This window comes from Sphingomonas sp. S2-65 (assembly GCF_021513175.1).
Classification (GTDB): domain Bacteria; phylum Pseudomonadota; class Alphaproteobacteria; order Sphingomonadales; family Sphingomonadaceae; genus Sphingomonas.
In genome coordinates this window covers 1,317,643-1,331,264 of sequence record NZ_CP090953.1, presented here as the reverse complement: position 1 = coordinate 1,331,264, position 13,622 = coordinate 1,317,643, and the positions used below count along the sequence as shown (strand labels likewise).

Sequence of the window (13,622 nt, the reverse complement as noted above, 5' to 3'; positions counted from 1 at the left end):
CTCTTGCCCGGCCCTCAAGGGACCGCATCAATCATTATAGGAGAGAAGTCAGCCGATGGTGCCGAGCGCGCGAATTCGGGCGCGGGCATGGATCTCGTTCTGCGACATGACGACGGTGGCCGGGCGCACGCGCTCGATGATCGAGCGGACGAACGGGCGGATGGACGGGCTGGTGAGAAGGCAGGGGATCTCGCCATCCTGCGCGAGCCGGTCATAGGTCTCGCGAGTCGAGGCGATGAACTTCTGGAGCATGGAAGGCGCCATCGCCAGCTGGCGCTCGTCGCCCGCGCCGAGGATCGATTCCGCGAACGCCTGATCCCATTCGGGCGACAGGGTGACGACGGGAATGGCGTCGCCGCGCACCTGGCTGGCGCTGATCTGGCGGGCGAGGCGCGAGCGGACATGCTCGGTCATCTGCGTCAGGTTGTTCGTCAACGGCGCGGCCTCGGCGATGCCTTCCAGGATCGTCGGGATGTCGCGGATCGAAATGCCTTCCGACAGCAGGTTCTGGAGGATGCGCTGTACGCTCGAGATCGAGACCTTGGACGGGATGATGTCGGCGACGAGCTTCTCGGAGTCCTTGTGGACTTCGGTGAGCAGCTTCTGCGTCTCGGTGTACGAAAGCAGGTCGGCGATGTTGTCCTTGACCAGTTCGGTGAGGTGAGTGGTGATGATCGTGCCGCACTCGACCACGGTCAGACCGCGGAAGCCGGCTTCGTCGCGAAGCTCGCGGTCGATCCACAGAGCGGGGAGGCCGAACACCGGCTCGCGGGTCGCCTCGCCGGGAAGACCGACCGGCGCGCCGCCTGGATTGATCAGCAGCAGCTTGTCGAGGCGGATGTTGCCGCGCGCGGCCTCCGTCTCCTTGATGGTGATGACATATTCGTTGGGCTGCAGGCCCATATTGTCGATGATGCGGACCGAGGGCAGCACGAAGCCGAAATCGGTCGCCATCTGGCGGCGGAGCGCGCGGACCTGGTCGTCCAGGCGCGGCTCACGCTCGGCCTCGTTGATCATCGGCAGCAGCCCATAGCCGATCTCGATGCGCACGGCGTCGATCGCCAGCGTCTCGGAGATCGGCTGCTCGACGATGACGGCGGCGGCAGCGGCCTGTTCCTGGGCGGCGTTGACGCGCTCCATGACCTGCTTGGCTTCTGCGGTCTTGCTCATCTTCCAGGCGGCAAAGCCGGCGGCGCCCGAGAAGACGGCGAAAGGGATGAAGGGCAGGCCCGGCATGAGCGCGAGTGCGCCCATGAGGAACGAGACCATGCCGAACGCCTTGGGATAGCGGCCGAGCTGGTCGCCGAGCGCAGTGCCGGTCTTGCCGGCGATGCCGCCCTTCGACACGAGCAGGCCGGCGGCGATCGAAATGATCAGCGCCGGGATCTGGCTGACCAGGCCGTCGCCGGCGGTGAGGACGGTGTAGGTGTGGAAGGCTTCGCCGATCGGCACGCCGTGCGAAGTCACGCCGACCAGCAGGCCGACGACGATGTTGACCGCGGTGATCAGCAGGCCGGCGACCGCGTCGCCCTTCACGAACTTCGAGGCACCGTCCATCGCGCCGTAGAAGCCGCTTTCGGCCTCCACTTCGGCACGGCGGGCCTTGGCCTGCGCCTCGTCGATCATGCCGGCCGACAGGTCGGCGTCGATCGCCATCTGCTTGCCGGGCATCGAATCAAGGCTGAAGCGCGCGGCGACTTCGGCGATGCGGCCCGCACCCTTGGTGATGACGACGAAGTTGATGACGATGAGGATGATGAAGATGGTGAGCCCGATGATGACCTCGCCGCCCATCAGGAACTCGCCGAACGCGCCGATCACGCCGCCCGCCGCGTCGGGACCTTCATGGCCATGGGTGAGGATCAGGCGAGTGGAGGCGAGGTTCAGGCCGAGGCGCAGCATCGTCGCGACGAGCAGGATCGTCGGAAAGGCGCTGAGTTCCAGCGGCTTTTCGATGAACAGCGACGTCATCAGGATCATGACCGAGATCGTGATCGACAGCGCCAGGCCCATGTCGAGCAACCAGCCCGGGATCGGCAGGATCAACATCGCAATGATGGCGATCACCGCACCGGCGAGCGCCAGGTCGCGGTTGAGGCCCATGCGCTGGAAGAGGATGTTGATCGCGGGAGGCATTAGCTTTGAACCTTGAGCCCTCTCCCGCGTGCGGGAGAGGGTTGGGTGAGGGTGTGTCGAGAAACCGGAAGCGAGTGGCTTTTGGCGGACTCACCCTCACCCCGGCCCTCTCCCGCACGCGGGAGAGGGGGAAGAAGAGAGAGCAGCCATCGTTCCATCAGATCGCCGGGGAGACGGCGATGCCGGCTTCGATGAACGTCCGCAGCTTGTTGCGCATCGTGCGTACCGAGATGCCCAGGATGTTCGAGGCCGAGGTGCGGTTGCCCTGGCAACGTTCCAGCGTGTGGAGGATCAGCTCGCGCTCGACTTCCTCCACGGTGCGGCCGACCAGGCTCTCGATCTGGAGTTGGCTTTGTTCGCTCTGTTCGAGGTCGATCAGGCGCGTGCCGTCGGAGAGGACGAAGTCGCCGGCGTCGATCTCGGAGCCCGCGGCGAGCAGCACCGCGCGGTGGACGCAATCCTCGAGCTCGCGGATGTTGCCTGGCCAGGGATAGCCAGCGAGCAGCGCCAGTGCGGCGTCGCTGAACGGGCGGACGAGCACGCCGTCATTCTGCGCGAGGCGCTCGGCAAGATGCCTGGCGAGCTGGATCACGTCGTCGCCGCGCTCGCGCAAAGTCGGTACTGCGACCCGGACCAGGCCGAGACGGACGAGCAGGTCGGCGCGGAAGCTGCCGCCCTCGACGGCGCCTTCCAGGTCCATGCTGGTGGTGGCGATCAAGCGGGCGCGGAACGGCACCGGTTCGGTGCCGCCGACGCGGGTGAAGCGACCTTCGATGATCGCGGCGAGCAGCCGGGCCTGGGTGGTGGGCGCGAGCGCACCCACTTCGCGCAGGATGATGCTGCCGGTGCCGGCCTGTTCGAGGCGGCCGATGCGGCGTGCCGCGGCGGCGGGGAAGGCGCCGGCTTCGTGGCCGAACAGATCGGATTCGAGCACTTCGGCGGCGACGCCCGCGCATTCGGCGACCAGCAGCGGCGCGCCGCGGCCGGAGGCGTCGTGGATGGCGCGCGCCATGGTTTCCTTGCCGCTGCCCTTTTCACCGGTGACCAGCACCGGCGCACCGGTCGGCGCGACCGCGCTGGCAAGCGCCATGGCGCGGGCGACGGCGGGATGGTCGCCGATGCTGTTGCTGGGCTTGCGCGTCACGACCGAGGCGATCGCGGCGGCGATCAGGTCGCGTTGCGGGGGAAGCGGGACATAGTCGCGGGCACCGGCGCGGATCGCGGCGACGGCACGCTCGGCCGGCGCTTCGATCCCGCACGCCAGCACCGGCACCGGAAAGCGCTCGGCGCGCAGGCGGGCCATGAAGCCGGGCACGTCGGTCTCGACATCGATCATGACCAGATCGGCACCCTCGGTGCGGAGCAGCTCCAGCGCCTGATCGGCCGTGTCGGCCATGGCCACGTCGGCGCCCGAACCGCGCGCCAGTTCGGCGGCGAGGCGGAACTCGCTGCCGGGTACGCCAACCAACACCATTCGGATCGTCGACATCAACGGTCCTGCCGCACGATTTCGGTGAGGGTAACGCCGAGCGCGTTGTCGATCAGCACGACTTCACCGCGGGCGATCAGGCGATCGTTGACGAAGATGTCGACCGGTTCGCCGACGCGGCGGTCGAGCTCGACGACGGTGCCCGCGCCGAGCTGAAGCAGTTCGCCGACGGGCATGCGGGCGCGGCCGAGCACGGCCTGGACCTTCACCGGAACGTCGTGGACCGCTTCGAGGGCCTCGACGCCCTGGGCCGCGTGGTTCTCACCGGGGTTGCCGGCGAAATCCTCGAACACGGGACCGGCCGAGTCCGCAGCATCGCTGGGGATGATGTCGTGGGGTTCGATGTTCATGGCCATGTCCTTATGCATTCATCCACTGGCGGATCACGGAAGCCGCCTCGGGCGGGCTCGCGGTGATGGCTTCGCCGATGCGCTTGAGCGCGGAGAGTTTGATGCGCCCGTCGACCTGGGCGAGGGCGATTTCCTGGTCGAGCAGCGGCTGCTGCTCGTTTCCAAGCGCCTCGAGCTGCTTCATCGCGTCGGCGTCTCCATCGGCGGCGCGCTCGGCCAGCGCCAGCATTTCGGGCGACTGGGCGCTGAGCTGGCCGCCGTCCGCGGTTCCGGCGAGCGCGGGCAGATCGGACTGGGGAGCGATCTTGGGCTTGAGCATGCGCAGGGCGATAAGGCCGACCGCGCCGATCACGAGGATCTGGATGAGGCCCCAGATCTTGTCCATCGGCAGGTTGGCGAAGAAGCCGGTATCCTTGTCGGCAAGGCTGTCGTCGCCGGTGAAGCGCATGCTTTCGACCACCACGCTGTCGCCGCGTTCGGAGTCCATGCCGACCGCGTTCTCGACGAGGCGCTGGAGGCGCTGCATCTGCGGCTGGGGCAGGCCCTTCTCGCCGCCGTCGACCATCACCGCGACCGAGAGGCGGGTGATCTTGCCGGGGGCGCGCAGCGTGACCGTCTTGGTCGAGCTGTTGTCGTAGGTGGTGTCTTCGGAGTTCTGGTTGGAACGCGAATTCTTCGACGCGCCGGGCGCGCTGTTGGCCTGGCCCTGGGCTTCGGGCAGCTGGGTGCCGACCGAGGCGAGGCCGGGAGCTGCGTCACTCTCCTGGTTCTGGTCGCCGCTCTCGACGGTGACCTGGCGCGAGATCACCTGCTTGTCGGGATCGAAGACATTGGCTTCCTCGCGGGTCTGGTCGCGGTCGATCTGGGCCGACACTTCAGCGCGGACCTTGCCCTGGCCGACGATCGGCTCGAGCAGCGATTCGACTTCCTGGCGCAGCTTGGTCTCGACGGCGGCCTGGCGCTCGTCGGCATCGCCGGCGCCGGCAGTGCCGGGGTCGCCAGCGCGGGCGAGCAGGGCGCCGGTCTGGTCGACGACCGACACGGCCTCGGGCGACAGCTCGGGGACCGAAGAGGAGACGAGGTAGCGGATCGAGGAGACGCTCTCGGAGGAGAGGTGGCCCTTGGTCTTCACCGTCACCGCGGCGGTTGCCTTGCGGCTCTCGTTCGCGAACATCGCGCGCTCGGGCATGACGATGTGGACGCGCGCGGCGCTGACGTCCTGGATGGTCTGGATCGACTTGGAGAGCTCGCCTTCGATGGCGCGGGTCTCGTTCATCTTAGCGCGGCTGGCGGACACGCCGAAGGGCTGCTCCTCGTCGAGGACCTCATAGCCGATCTTGCCGCCCAATTTCTCGCCGGCCATGCTCATGCGCAGCTCGGCGAGCTTTTCCTGTGGCGCCATGATCGAGGTGCCGTCGGCCGAGAGCGTGTATTCCACGTTCTGCGCCTTGAGCTTCTCGGTGATCGTGGCCGCCGCCGAGGGATCGAGGTCGGTGTAGAGATAGCCGAGCTGTGGGCTCGAACCGCGGGTGGCCATGAAGGTCAGGGCGGCGAGCAGCGCAAGCGCGACGCCTCCCATGATCATCAGCCGTTGCGGGCCGATTTGCCCGACTAGTTTCTTGATCGCTTCCAAAACCGCCCCGCCAAGTGGACCGCGGGGCGGAAATGCCCCTCGATTGACTTATAGGCGGGTGGCGGGCGGCAGATTGTGCCGGGTGGGAATTTTTTGCCTAGTGAAGATACGGAGGGCGCCGTAACGCACGGACGCCACCCTGGCTGAGGAGCCGGGTGGCGTTCGGTTACTCGTCGGAAGTGGTTAGTTGATCGCGTCGGCGGCGTTGGGGAGCAGCGCGGCGAGCTCGGCCTGGACGGCCTGACGGCGGGCGCCGGCGTCGAGCGAGAGCCCGCCCTGGTCCCAGCCGATCATCGCGTCGCCCGGGGAGAGCGTGACGTCGCCGATCACGGTGAGCGCGAGCCGGCGGCGGTCCTTGGACTGGCGGGCGGCGATCTTGCTTTCCACCGTATCGATCAGGTCGGGATGGACGCGGATCTCGAGCTCGGTGCCGCGCGCGACGGTGCCCAGCACCCGGCCGATCGCCTGGTCGATGGTGTCGGCGGGCGCGGCGTCGAGCGCGCGGCCGGCGATCATGTCGGCGGCGGCGAGCGCGATTTCGGCGGCTTCGCCGGTAACGCGCTCGGACACTTCGGCGAAACGCTCGTCGAGCGCCTCAATCCCCGCCTGAAGCGCGTCGACCGCGCTGAGCAGCGCCACGTCGCGTTCGGCGCGCGCCTGGTTCAGCCCGGCCTCGAACCCTTCGGCGCGGGCGAGGGCGATCTGTGCCTCGTGATCGGCCTTCATTAGCGCGATCTCCGCCCGAAGTGCCGAAACCTCGAGGTTGAGGTCGGGGGGCGGCGCCTTTGCGTCGCCGGGTCCCGTGGAGAAGATGCGGTCGAAAGCGAAGCGCTCGACGGTCTGGAAGGTCATCGCGGGCAGTCCTTTAGATGATCATCGCGTCGTCGGACTTGGGATCGACCAACAGGATCTCGCCGCGGTCGGCCAGGCTCTTGGCCAGGCGCACCAGCGCCGATTGGGCTTCCTCGCAGTCGCGGGCGCGCACCGGGCCCATTGCGGACATATCCTCGCGCATCAGCTTCGCGGCGCGCTCGGTCATGGCGCCGAAGAACAGCTGCTTAAGGTGGTCTGGCGCGCCCTTGAGCGCCAGCGCCATCTCGCGCTTGTCGGCGTTGCGGACGATCACCGCCACCGCTGCCGGCAGCAGGCCACCGAGATCCTCGAAGGTGAACATCAGCGCGCGGATGCGTTCGGCGCTCTCGGGCGCCTTGTTGTCCAGCGCGGTCAGCATCGCTTCCTCGGTCGAGCGGTCGAGCGAGTTGAACAGCTCGGCCATCGCCTCGTGCGGATCGCGCTTCTGCGAGCGCGACAAATTGGTCATGAACTCGCTCTTGAGCGTCTGTTCGACCTGGTTGATCACGTCCTTCTGGACGGTCTCCATGCGCAGCATGCGCATGATGACGTCGACCGAGAATTCGCGCGGCAGCTCGGCCAGCACGCGCGCGGCGTGGTCCGGGCGCAGCTTGGAGAGGATGACGGCGACGGTCTGGGGGTATTCGTGCTTCAGCGCGCCGGCGAGGACGCTTTCGCTGACGTTGGACAGCTTGTCCCACATCGTGCGGCCCGAAGGACCACGAATGTCCTCCATGATCTCGCGGACCTTGTCGTTGGGCAGCAGGCCGCCGAGCAGCCGCTCGGTCGTCTCGTAGCTGCCATGCATCGACGCCATCGACGCGACTTCGCCGGTGAACTGGATGAGCAGGTGTTCGACCACCGTCGAAGGCACGCGGCCGAGGCCGGCGATGTTCGAGGAAAGCTCCTTGATCTCTTCGGTCGACAGCTGTTCCCAAATGGGTGCGCCATGTTCCTTGCCGAGCGCCAGCATCAACGCAGCCGCACGCTGCGGACCGCTGAAGCGCTTGAGTTCGACGGGTTCGGCTATCGGCGCCATCAGGCTCATTCTCAGGGGACCCTTACGGAAATTTAATGCCGGTGCCCGCACACGGCGGCGCACATGTCCCTCTATTATAGGAGGGTGATGGTGATGCGGGGTCGCGATGTCGGTTAATTTATCGGGAAGTCTGGTTGGGCTGAGCCTGCTCACCGGATCCAACTCGTTCAGCAGCTTTTCGCCGATCAGCTACGACAGCAAGGCCGTCCGCACCGCCAAGGCTTTGTTCACCCAAGTGGCGACCACGCCGCCGTGGAAGGACCCGGCCAGCAGCCGCTCCCCCTCGACTCAACTCAGCGCCATCCTCGCTTCGCGCACCATCATCGAGAAATCCAGCGCCGACAGCCTGGGCACGCTCCTGACCGGCGATGTCGCCACCAGCTTCACGGCCTACAAGGCGCTCGACAAGCTGCGGGTGCTGGCCGAGGCCGCCACTGCCAAGACGGCGTCGGACGCCCTGCGCGGCCAATATGAAAAGGCGTTTGCCAAGGGTCTGGCGGATCTGCAGGGCTATCTGACCAGCGCGCCGTCGGACCAGGTCAACCTGTCGTTCGGCAAGAACGCAACAACGGCCAACTCCACCAAGCTGGCCGCCGCCAAGCCGTACGAGACCGTGGGGAAGGGGATCGTCAAGCAGCGCTCCGACGCGGTTCCTGGCCTGGCCGGCCAGGAGCAGTTCAAAATATCGATCGCGCGCGGTACCCAGAACGAGACCTTCACGGTCGATCTGAGCCAGGGGACGCAGCCGCCGACCATCAACTCGGTGGTCGATCAGCTGAACTCGGCGATCAAGGCGTCGATCATCTACAATCCCGACGGCACGCCGATGACCGATGCCGATGGCGAGGTGGAAACCCGCTGGTCGGCGCATTTCGAGGCCGAGAAGAACGCCGACGGCAAATGGGCCATCGCGCTCAAGACTCCGCTCAGCACCGAAAAGGTGAGCATGGAGCAGGTCGGCGCGAAGGACTCGCTGGTGATCGCGACGGGCCAGACCCCGCTCGATGCGCCGACCGCGGCGCGCGTCTTCCGCCTGAACGATCCGGCGGGCGACAGCACCCAGGTTGCGATGAGCACCATTTCGGCGCTGGACCGCCAGAAGACCCAGCAGAACGTGCTTGCCGGCAAGACGACCACGATCACCACGGCAACCAAGGATTCGAACGGCAAGGTCACCACGACCGAAACCAAGACCAGCAACGCCTATGCCAGCACCGACGCGGCGGCGGTCGCGACCGACAGCCAAGGCAACAGCTATGTTGTCGGTACCACCAGCGGCGACCTGGGTGCGAACCTCTCCGATGGAGACAACAACCTTTATCTGACCAAGATGGACAGCACCGGGAAGGTCGTCTGGCAGCGTAGCCTGGGGGCCGGCGGCTCCTCGACCGGTGCGGCAGTCTCGGTCGGCGCCGATGGCAGCATCGCAGTCGCGGGGTCCGTCACCGGCAGTTTCGACGGCATCAACTCGGCCGACGCCAACATGGTCGTGGCAAAATACGCGGCAAACGGCGACGAGCAATTCTCGACCGTCATCCGGTCGGCCGGCGCTGACGCCGCCAAAGCGGTAGCAGTGGGGGCGGACGGGTCGGTCTATGTCGGTGGGCGGAGCGCCGCGAACGGGGGCGATGCCTTCGTCGCGCGGATCGACGCGGGCGGCAAGATCGCGGATCGCCGTACGATCGCCGCCGCCGGTGCGGACTCGATCAACGCGCTGGCGATCGGCAAGGACGGCAATGTCCTGGCCGTCATGTCGCAGAGCGGCAAGGCATCGGTCCTGAAGCTGGACGCGCAGGCACTTTCGACCAGCCTGGGCAGCATCAGCCTGGGCACCGCCGATGTGCGGGCGATCGCAGTGGCGGACGACGGCAGCATCGCCGTGGGTGGCGCCGCCAGCGCTGCGCTTTCGGGCACGCAGGTCAACGGCAAGAGCGAGGGCCGCGACGGCTTCGTCGCGCGCATCGATGGCGCGCTCGGCAGCGCCAGCGTCACCTATTTGGGCACGGCGGCCGACGATCAGGTCGACAGCATCGCCTTTCTGAACGGCGATCTTTATGCCGGCGGCCGCACCACTGGCGACCTCGCGGCGAAGCGGGTCGGCTCCACCGACGGCTTCGTGGCGCGGATCGACATCGACACCGGCACGATCGCGAGCACCAAGCAGTTCGGTCAGTCGTTGATCCGTACCGAGCCGGTGCGGATCGCCGCCGACGTCGGCGGCGGCAGCGCGCTCTCGGCGCTGGGCCTCCCTCGGGGCACGATCAACGCCACGGCCTCCGAAAAGGTCACTACCCAGACGACGCTGCACCCCGGCGACTATTTCTCGATCCGCGCCGACGATGGTGCGCTTCGCCGCGTCGAGATCCAGGCCGGCGACACGCTGAAGTCGATCGCCACGCGGATGCAGGGCGTCGTCGGAGCATCCAAGGGCACGGTCACCGCCGTCACCGTGAACGGCACGCAGCAGCTGCGCATCGCCATGAAGGCGGGCCATGAGCTGGAGCTGATCGCCGGCTCGGCCGACCAGGACGCACTGGCGAAGCTGGGCATCGATCCGCAGCGTATCGCCAAGCAGGCGACGGTTTCCAGCGATGCGCCGAAGGTCCGCCCCGGCGGCAATTTCGGCCTGGACCTGAGTGCCGCGCTGAACCTGTCGACGCTCGACTCCGCCAAGGTTGCGCTCGGCAAGATAACCTCCGCGATCTCGATGAGCCAGACCGCCTATCGCTCGCTTTATTGGGACGACGCTAAGGCCACGATGGTCGATGGCGTCAAGAAGCCCATCACCGGCGGGGGCTCGACTTCCCGGGAGAACGCGCAGCTCGCGAACTACCAGGCTGCGCTCGACCGTCTCTCGTCCAACACATCCAGCACGATCGGATTCTGAGCGCATGAACACGCCGCCCATCCTCGCGGGGATCCGCGAACGCATGCAGAACCTGTCCGATCGCCAGCGCGTGATCGCGACTAACATCGCGAACAGCGAAACCCCGGGCTACAAGGCGCGCGAGGTCGAGCAACCCAATTTCGCCGGGCTGGTCGGCGGCAGTGGCATGATCCAGAAGCCCCAGGTCGAGCTGACCGGGCGGATGAAGAGCCTTGGCGCGGTGCAGCCGGTCAGCGCCGGCGTGATCTTCGACAAGGACATCAGCGAGACCAAGCCCGACGGCAACAACGTCACGCTGGAAGACCAACTGCTCAAGATGGGCGAGGTCCAGGCGGACTTCACCGCGATGACCAACCTGTATCGCAAGCAGATGCAGATGATGAAGTCGGCGATCGGCGGCCGCTGACGCGCGGCGCGGCGATCGTGCCGCGCCTGGACCTGCCCCTTTCTGGGACTAGTCAGGAAAAGTGCGTAGTTCCCGAACGCGGTAAGCGGCCCCACATGGGTGTCAGAGCCCCGAGGGTCGCACTTTACGGGACTTCGGCCGGGCGGCCGATCCCTCTTTGCCGCCCGGTCTACCGGGGGCTGCGTTGCCCCCGAGACGATCCTTTTCCCGGCACGATCCACTTGTTTCCTGGCGACGGGCTCAGCCTTGAGGTGGCGACTGCTATCTTGGCCGAGCTGGAGCCTGCCTCTGCCGGGGAACCGGCTCCCATATCCTTCTTCGTCGCCCCGGCCTTGAGCCGGGGTCCCGCTGCTTCCCATCAGCAGAAGAAGCGGGATCCCGGCTCAAGGCCGGGATGACGAGGGATTTGCCGTTTTCCGGATCGCGAAGAATCGAAAAGCCCCGCACCTCGGGTGAGGGCGGGGCTTCTTCTTCGAGCTGGCGGCGCGCTTACAGCCGCGCGTTGATCGAGATCGGGGCGGGGGCGTCCATGCCGCCCATGCCGCCGCACGCGCCGTATGTCATGTTGCGGGTACCGGTCAGCCGCTTGGCCTCGGTGGCGATGGCCGCCATCATATCCGACGACAGCTCGATCTGGCGCGACAGGATCTTCTGGTTGACCTCCGACGCGTCGAGAAGGTGGCGGGTGACGTCGGCGAGCTGCGCGCGCGCTTCCTCGTCCAGGGCCGCCATCCAATTCTGGTTGCCGCGCTTCAGTCGTGCGACCTCGGCCTCGATGCGGCCGGTGAGGCGCAGCTTGGCGTTGGCGATTTCGGACAGTGCCGGAAGATAGGGTGAACGGACCAGCTGCTCGCTCTCCTCCTCCATCAGAGAAGTGAGCGAAACCATGGCGTCGAGCAGGTGATCGGTCATCATTTTCCCTGAAGCTGGATAATCTGGTCGATAACGACGGGGGCGAGGCCGATGCCGCCGCGCTTGGCGATTTCGGTGCCGAGCTTTTCGGCCAGGATGCCGCGGAACATTTCTTCGCCGGCGCCGCCGTTAAAGTCTCCGTCCTGCTGGACGCTGGACATCATCAGCTGCGTCATCTGGCCGAGGAACACGGCCTCGAAGTCCTGCGCGGTCTTCTGGTTCTTGGGATCGACCTTGGGCAGCGGCTTGGCCGGTGCCGCATTGGCCGAAAGGGGGGAAAGGTCGTTCATCACTGTACCTCGATCTCGGCTTGGAGCGCGCCCGACGTCTTGATCGCCTGAAGGATGGTGATCAGGTCGCGCGGCGATACGCCCAGCGTGTTGAGCCCGCTGACCAGCGACTGGAGCGAGGCGCCGTTGACCATCGCCAGGCTGGCGCCGCTGCCGTCGTCGACCTGGACCTGGGTGCGCGGCACCACCGTGGTCTGGCCGTTGGACAAGGGGCCGGGCTGCGAGACTTGCGGCGTTTCGGTGACGGTGATGGTCAGGCCGCCCTGGGCAATGGCCACGGGGCTGATCTTGACTTCGCTGTTCATCACCACGGTGCCCGAGGCTTCGTTGATGACGACGCGGGCGGGCTGGTCGACCTTGATCGGCAGGTCGCCGACCTGGGTGACGAGTTCGATGACGTTGCCGGAGAAGCCGCCGCCAGGCGCTACTTCGACCGTGCCGGGATCGAGCACCTTGGCGGTGCCGCCGAAGCGGCCGTTGATCGCGCCGGCGATGCGGCTGGCGGTGGCGAAATCCGGGTTCTTGAGCGCGAGCTTGAGGCTGGTGGCCGAGGCGAGGGCATAAGGCACCTCGCGCTCGATGATACCGCCGCCGGCGATGCGGGCCGAGGTGGTGACGCCGCGGCTGACGCTGGCGGCCGCGCCCTGACCCTTGAAGCCGGAGACGGCGACATTGCCCTGCGCGACGGCATAGATCTCACCGTCGAGCGCGCGGAGCGACGAGGCGATCAGCGTGCCGCCCTGAAGGCTGGTGGCGTCGCCGAGCGCCGCGACCTGCACGTCGATCCGCGAACCCGAGCGCGCGAAGGGCGGCATGGTGGCGGTGATCGACACGGCGGCGACGTTCTGCGTCTTCATGTCGGTACCGCGGACGTTGACGCCCATGCGCTCGAGCATCGCCTGCATCGATTCCTCGGTGAAGGGCGTGTTGCGCATGCGGTCGCCGGTGCCGGCGAGGCCCACGACCAGGCCATAGCCGACCAATTGGTTCTCCCGGACGTTCTCGACGTCGACGATGTCCTTGATCCGCGTCTGCGCGGCCGCGTGCGGCACGAAGCCGGCGGTCGCCATCAGGAGCAGGAACGGTGCGGCCAGACGCTTCATGAATCCCCTCGGAAAGTGGAAAAACTTCCGTAATCTTCTTATAGGACAAGAGTGGGCCGATAGGGCTCCAAGGACCTGTATTTCGTGCGGATCGAGAACATCCCATCGCTGATGGCGCACAGCCTGCTGGCTGCGCTGCCGAAGGCTGCGGAGAGCTTCTCGGTGACGCGCGAAGAGAAGGCGCCGGCCGCCGCGCCGCTGCCGCCGCAGCAGGCCAATGTCACCAATCCCGTGCCCAGCGTGGCGATGCTGGTGACGCTGGCCGCCGCCGACCCAATGATGGACCGCCGCCGCCGGCTCGCCGCGCAGGCGGAGCGCGGGGTCGAGATGCTCGATCACCTGCACAAGGAAGTGCTGGTGGGTACGCCAAGCGTCGAGCGGCTGCGCGAGATCGCGCAGTGGTCGCAGACGCTCGACACGCCCGACGAACCGGTGCTGGCGCAGATCATGGCGGAGATCGACCTGCGCGTGCGGGTGGAGCTCGCCAAGTACGACGTCGAGGCTTGAGGCCGTTTTAAACTTCTC

12 protein-coding genes are annotated in these 13,622 nt (G+C 66.9%); 3 read left to right on the top strand and 9 right to left on the bottom strand.

The window, feature by feature from the left end; all coding sequences use genetic code 11:
• Positions 1 to 48 precede the first annotated feature (48 nt).
• The 6 genes from flhA to LZ586_RS06230 all read right to left on the bottom strand — a co-directional run bounded on the left by flhA (position 49) and on the right by LZ586_RS06230 (position 7,508).
• The gene (gene flhA, locus LZ586_RS06255) at positions 49 to 2,136 is read right to left on the bottom strand and encodes a flagellar biosynthesis protein FlhA (protein WP_235078800.1); all 2,088 of its coding nucleotides are present in this window, start codon (positions 2,134 to 2,136) and stop codon (positions 49 to 51) included.
• A gap of 157 nt (positions 2,137 to 2,293) precedes the next feature.
• A complete protein-coding gene (locus LZ586_RS06250; RefSeq protein ID WP_235078799.1) occupies positions 2,294 to 3,625 on the bottom strand; it encodes a sigma-54-dependent transcriptional regulator in 1,332 nt (443 codons plus the stop codon).
• The gene (gene fliN / locus LZ586_RS06245) at positions 3,625 to 3,975 is read right to left on the bottom strand and encodes a flagellar motor switch protein FliN (protein ID WP_235078798.1); all 351 of its coding nucleotides are present in this window, start codon (positions 3,973 to 3,975) and stop codon (positions 3,625 to 3,627) included. The genes LZ586_RS06250 and fliN overlap by 1 nt, the downstream gene beginning before the upstream one ends.
• A 10-nt stretch (positions 3,976 to 3,985) precedes the next feature.
• Positions 3,986 to 5,560, bottom strand: a complete 1,575-nt coding sequence (gene fliF / locus LZ586_RS06240; RefSeq protein ID WP_235078797.1) for a flagellar basal-body MS-ring/collar protein FliF — start codon at positions 5,558 to 5,560, stop codon at positions 3,986 to 3,988.
• Between the two features lie 231 nt (positions 5,561 to 5,791).
• Positions 5,792 to 6,460 (bottom strand): FliH/SctL family protein, encoded by a 669-nt coding sequence (locus LZ586_RS06235; RefSeq protein ID WP_235078796.1) that lies wholly within the window; start codon positions 6,458 to 6,460, stop codon positions 5,792 to 5,794.
• A gap of 13 nt (positions 6,461 to 6,473) precedes the next feature.
• Positions 6,474 to 7,508, bottom strand: coding sequence for a flagellar motor switch protein FliG (locus tag LZ586_RS06230; protein ID WP_235078795.1), 1,035 nt, complete (start codon positions 7,506 to 7,508; stop codon positions 6,474 to 6,476).
• A 97-nt stretch (positions 7,509 to 7,605) separates the two neighbouring features.
• Here LZ586_RS06230 and LZ586_RS06225 point away from each other — a divergent pair, with 97 nt between their 5' ends.
• Positions 7,606 to 10,386 carry an SBBP repeat-containing protein gene (locus LZ586_RS06225; protein ID WP_235078794.1) on the top strand — a complete coding sequence of 927 codons (2,781 nt, stop codon included), beginning with the start codon at positions 7,606 to 7,608 and terminating at the stop codon, positions 10,384 to 10,386.
• Positions 10,387 to 10,390: 4 nt separating this feature from the next.
• Positions 10,391 to 10,792 carry a flagellar basal body protein gene (locus tag LZ586_RS06220; RefSeq protein WP_235078793.1) on the top strand — a complete coding sequence of 134 codons (402 nt, stop codon included), beginning with the start codon at positions 10,391 to 10,393 and terminating at the stop codon, positions 10,790 to 10,792.
• Between the two features lie 489 nt (positions 10,793 to 11,281).
• Here LZ586_RS06220 and LZ586_RS06215 read toward each other — a convergent pair whose 3' ends face one another.
• The 3 genes from LZ586_RS06215 to LZ586_RS06205 are packed head-to-tail and all read right to left on the bottom strand — an operon-like array spanning position 11,282 to position 13,097.
• Positions 11,282 to 11,707, bottom strand: a complete 426-nt coding sequence (locus tag LZ586_RS06215) for a flagellar protein FlgN (RefSeq protein ID WP_235078792.1) — start codon at positions 11,705 to 11,707, stop codon at positions 11,282 to 11,284.
• Positions 11,704 to 11,994, bottom strand: a complete 291-nt coding sequence (locus LZ586_RS06210) for a rod-binding protein (RefSeq protein ID WP_235078791.1) — start codon at positions 11,992 to 11,994, stop codon at positions 11,704 to 11,706. Before LZ586_RS06210 ends, LZ586_RS06215 begins: the two co-directional genes overlap by 4 nt.
• On the bottom strand, positions 11,994 to 13,097 hold the full coding sequence (locus tag LZ586_RS06205; protein ID WP_413777320.1) for a flagellar basal body P-ring protein FlgI: 1,104 nt from the start codon (positions 13,095 to 13,097) through the stop codon (positions 11,994 to 11,996). The genes LZ586_RS06210 and LZ586_RS06205 overlap by 1 nt, the downstream gene beginning before the upstream one ends.
• An 84-nt stretch (positions 13,098 to 13,181) precedes the next feature.
• On the opposite strand from LZ586_RS06205, the gene LZ586_RS06200 reads away from it, so the two are divergent.
• On the top strand, positions 13,182 to 13,604 hold the full coding sequence (locus LZ586_RS06200) for a flagellar assembly protein FliX (protein ID WP_235078790.1): 423 nt from the start codon (positions 13,182 to 13,184) through the stop codon (positions 13,602 to 13,604).
• Positions 13,605 to 13,622 lie beyond the last annotated feature (18 nt).

What these genes read in the sequence shown, in the direction of transcription:
- LZ586_RS06250 (WP_235078799.1), bottom strand. Translation starts at nt 3,625, where the DNA reads ATGTCGACGATCCGAATGGTGTTGGTTGGCGTACCCGGCAGCGAGTTC.
- fliF (WP_235078797.1), bottom strand. Translation starts at nt 5,560, where the DNA reads ATGATCATGGGAGGCGTCGCGCTTGCGCTGCTCGCCGCCCTGACCTTC.
- LZ586_RS06215 (WP_235078792.1), bottom strand. Translation starts at nt 11,707, where the DNA reads ATGATGACCGATCACCTGCTCGACGCCATGGTTTCGCTCACTTCTCTG.
- LZ586_RS06210 (WP_235078791.1), bottom strand. Translation starts at nt 11,994, where the DNA reads ATGAACGACCTTTCCCCCCTTTCGGCCAATGCGGCACCGGCCAAGCCG.
- LZ586_RS06225 (WP_235078794.1), top strand. Translation starts at nt 7,606, where the DNA reads ATGTCGGTTAATTTATCGGGAAGTCTGGTTGGGCTGAGCCTGCTCACC.
- flhA (WP_235078800.1), bottom strand. Translation starts at nt 2,136, where the DNA reads ATGCCTCCCGCGATCAACATCCTCTTCCAGCGCATGGGCCTCAACCGC.
- fliN (WP_235078798.1), bottom strand. Translation starts at nt 3,975, where the DNA reads ATGAACATCGAACCCCACGACATCATCCCCAGCGATGCTGCGGACTCG.
- LZ586_RS06235 (WP_235078796.1), bottom strand. Translation starts at nt 6,460, where the DNA reads ATGACCTTCCAGACCGTCGAGCGCTTCGCTTTCGACCGCATCTTCTCC.
- LZ586_RS06205 (WP_413777320.1), bottom strand. Translation starts at nt 13,097, where the DNA reads ATGAAGCGTCTGGCCGCACCGTTCCTGCTCCTGATGGCGACCGCCGGC.
- LZ586_RS06220 (WP_235078793.1), top strand. Translation starts at nt 10,391, where the DNA reads ATGAACACGCCGCCCATCCTCGCGGGGATCCGCGAACGCATGCAGAAC.
- LZ586_RS06230 (WP_235078795.1), bottom strand. Translation starts at nt 7,508, where the DNA reads ATGAGCCTGATGGCGCCGATAGCCGAACCCGTCGAACTCAAGCGCTTC.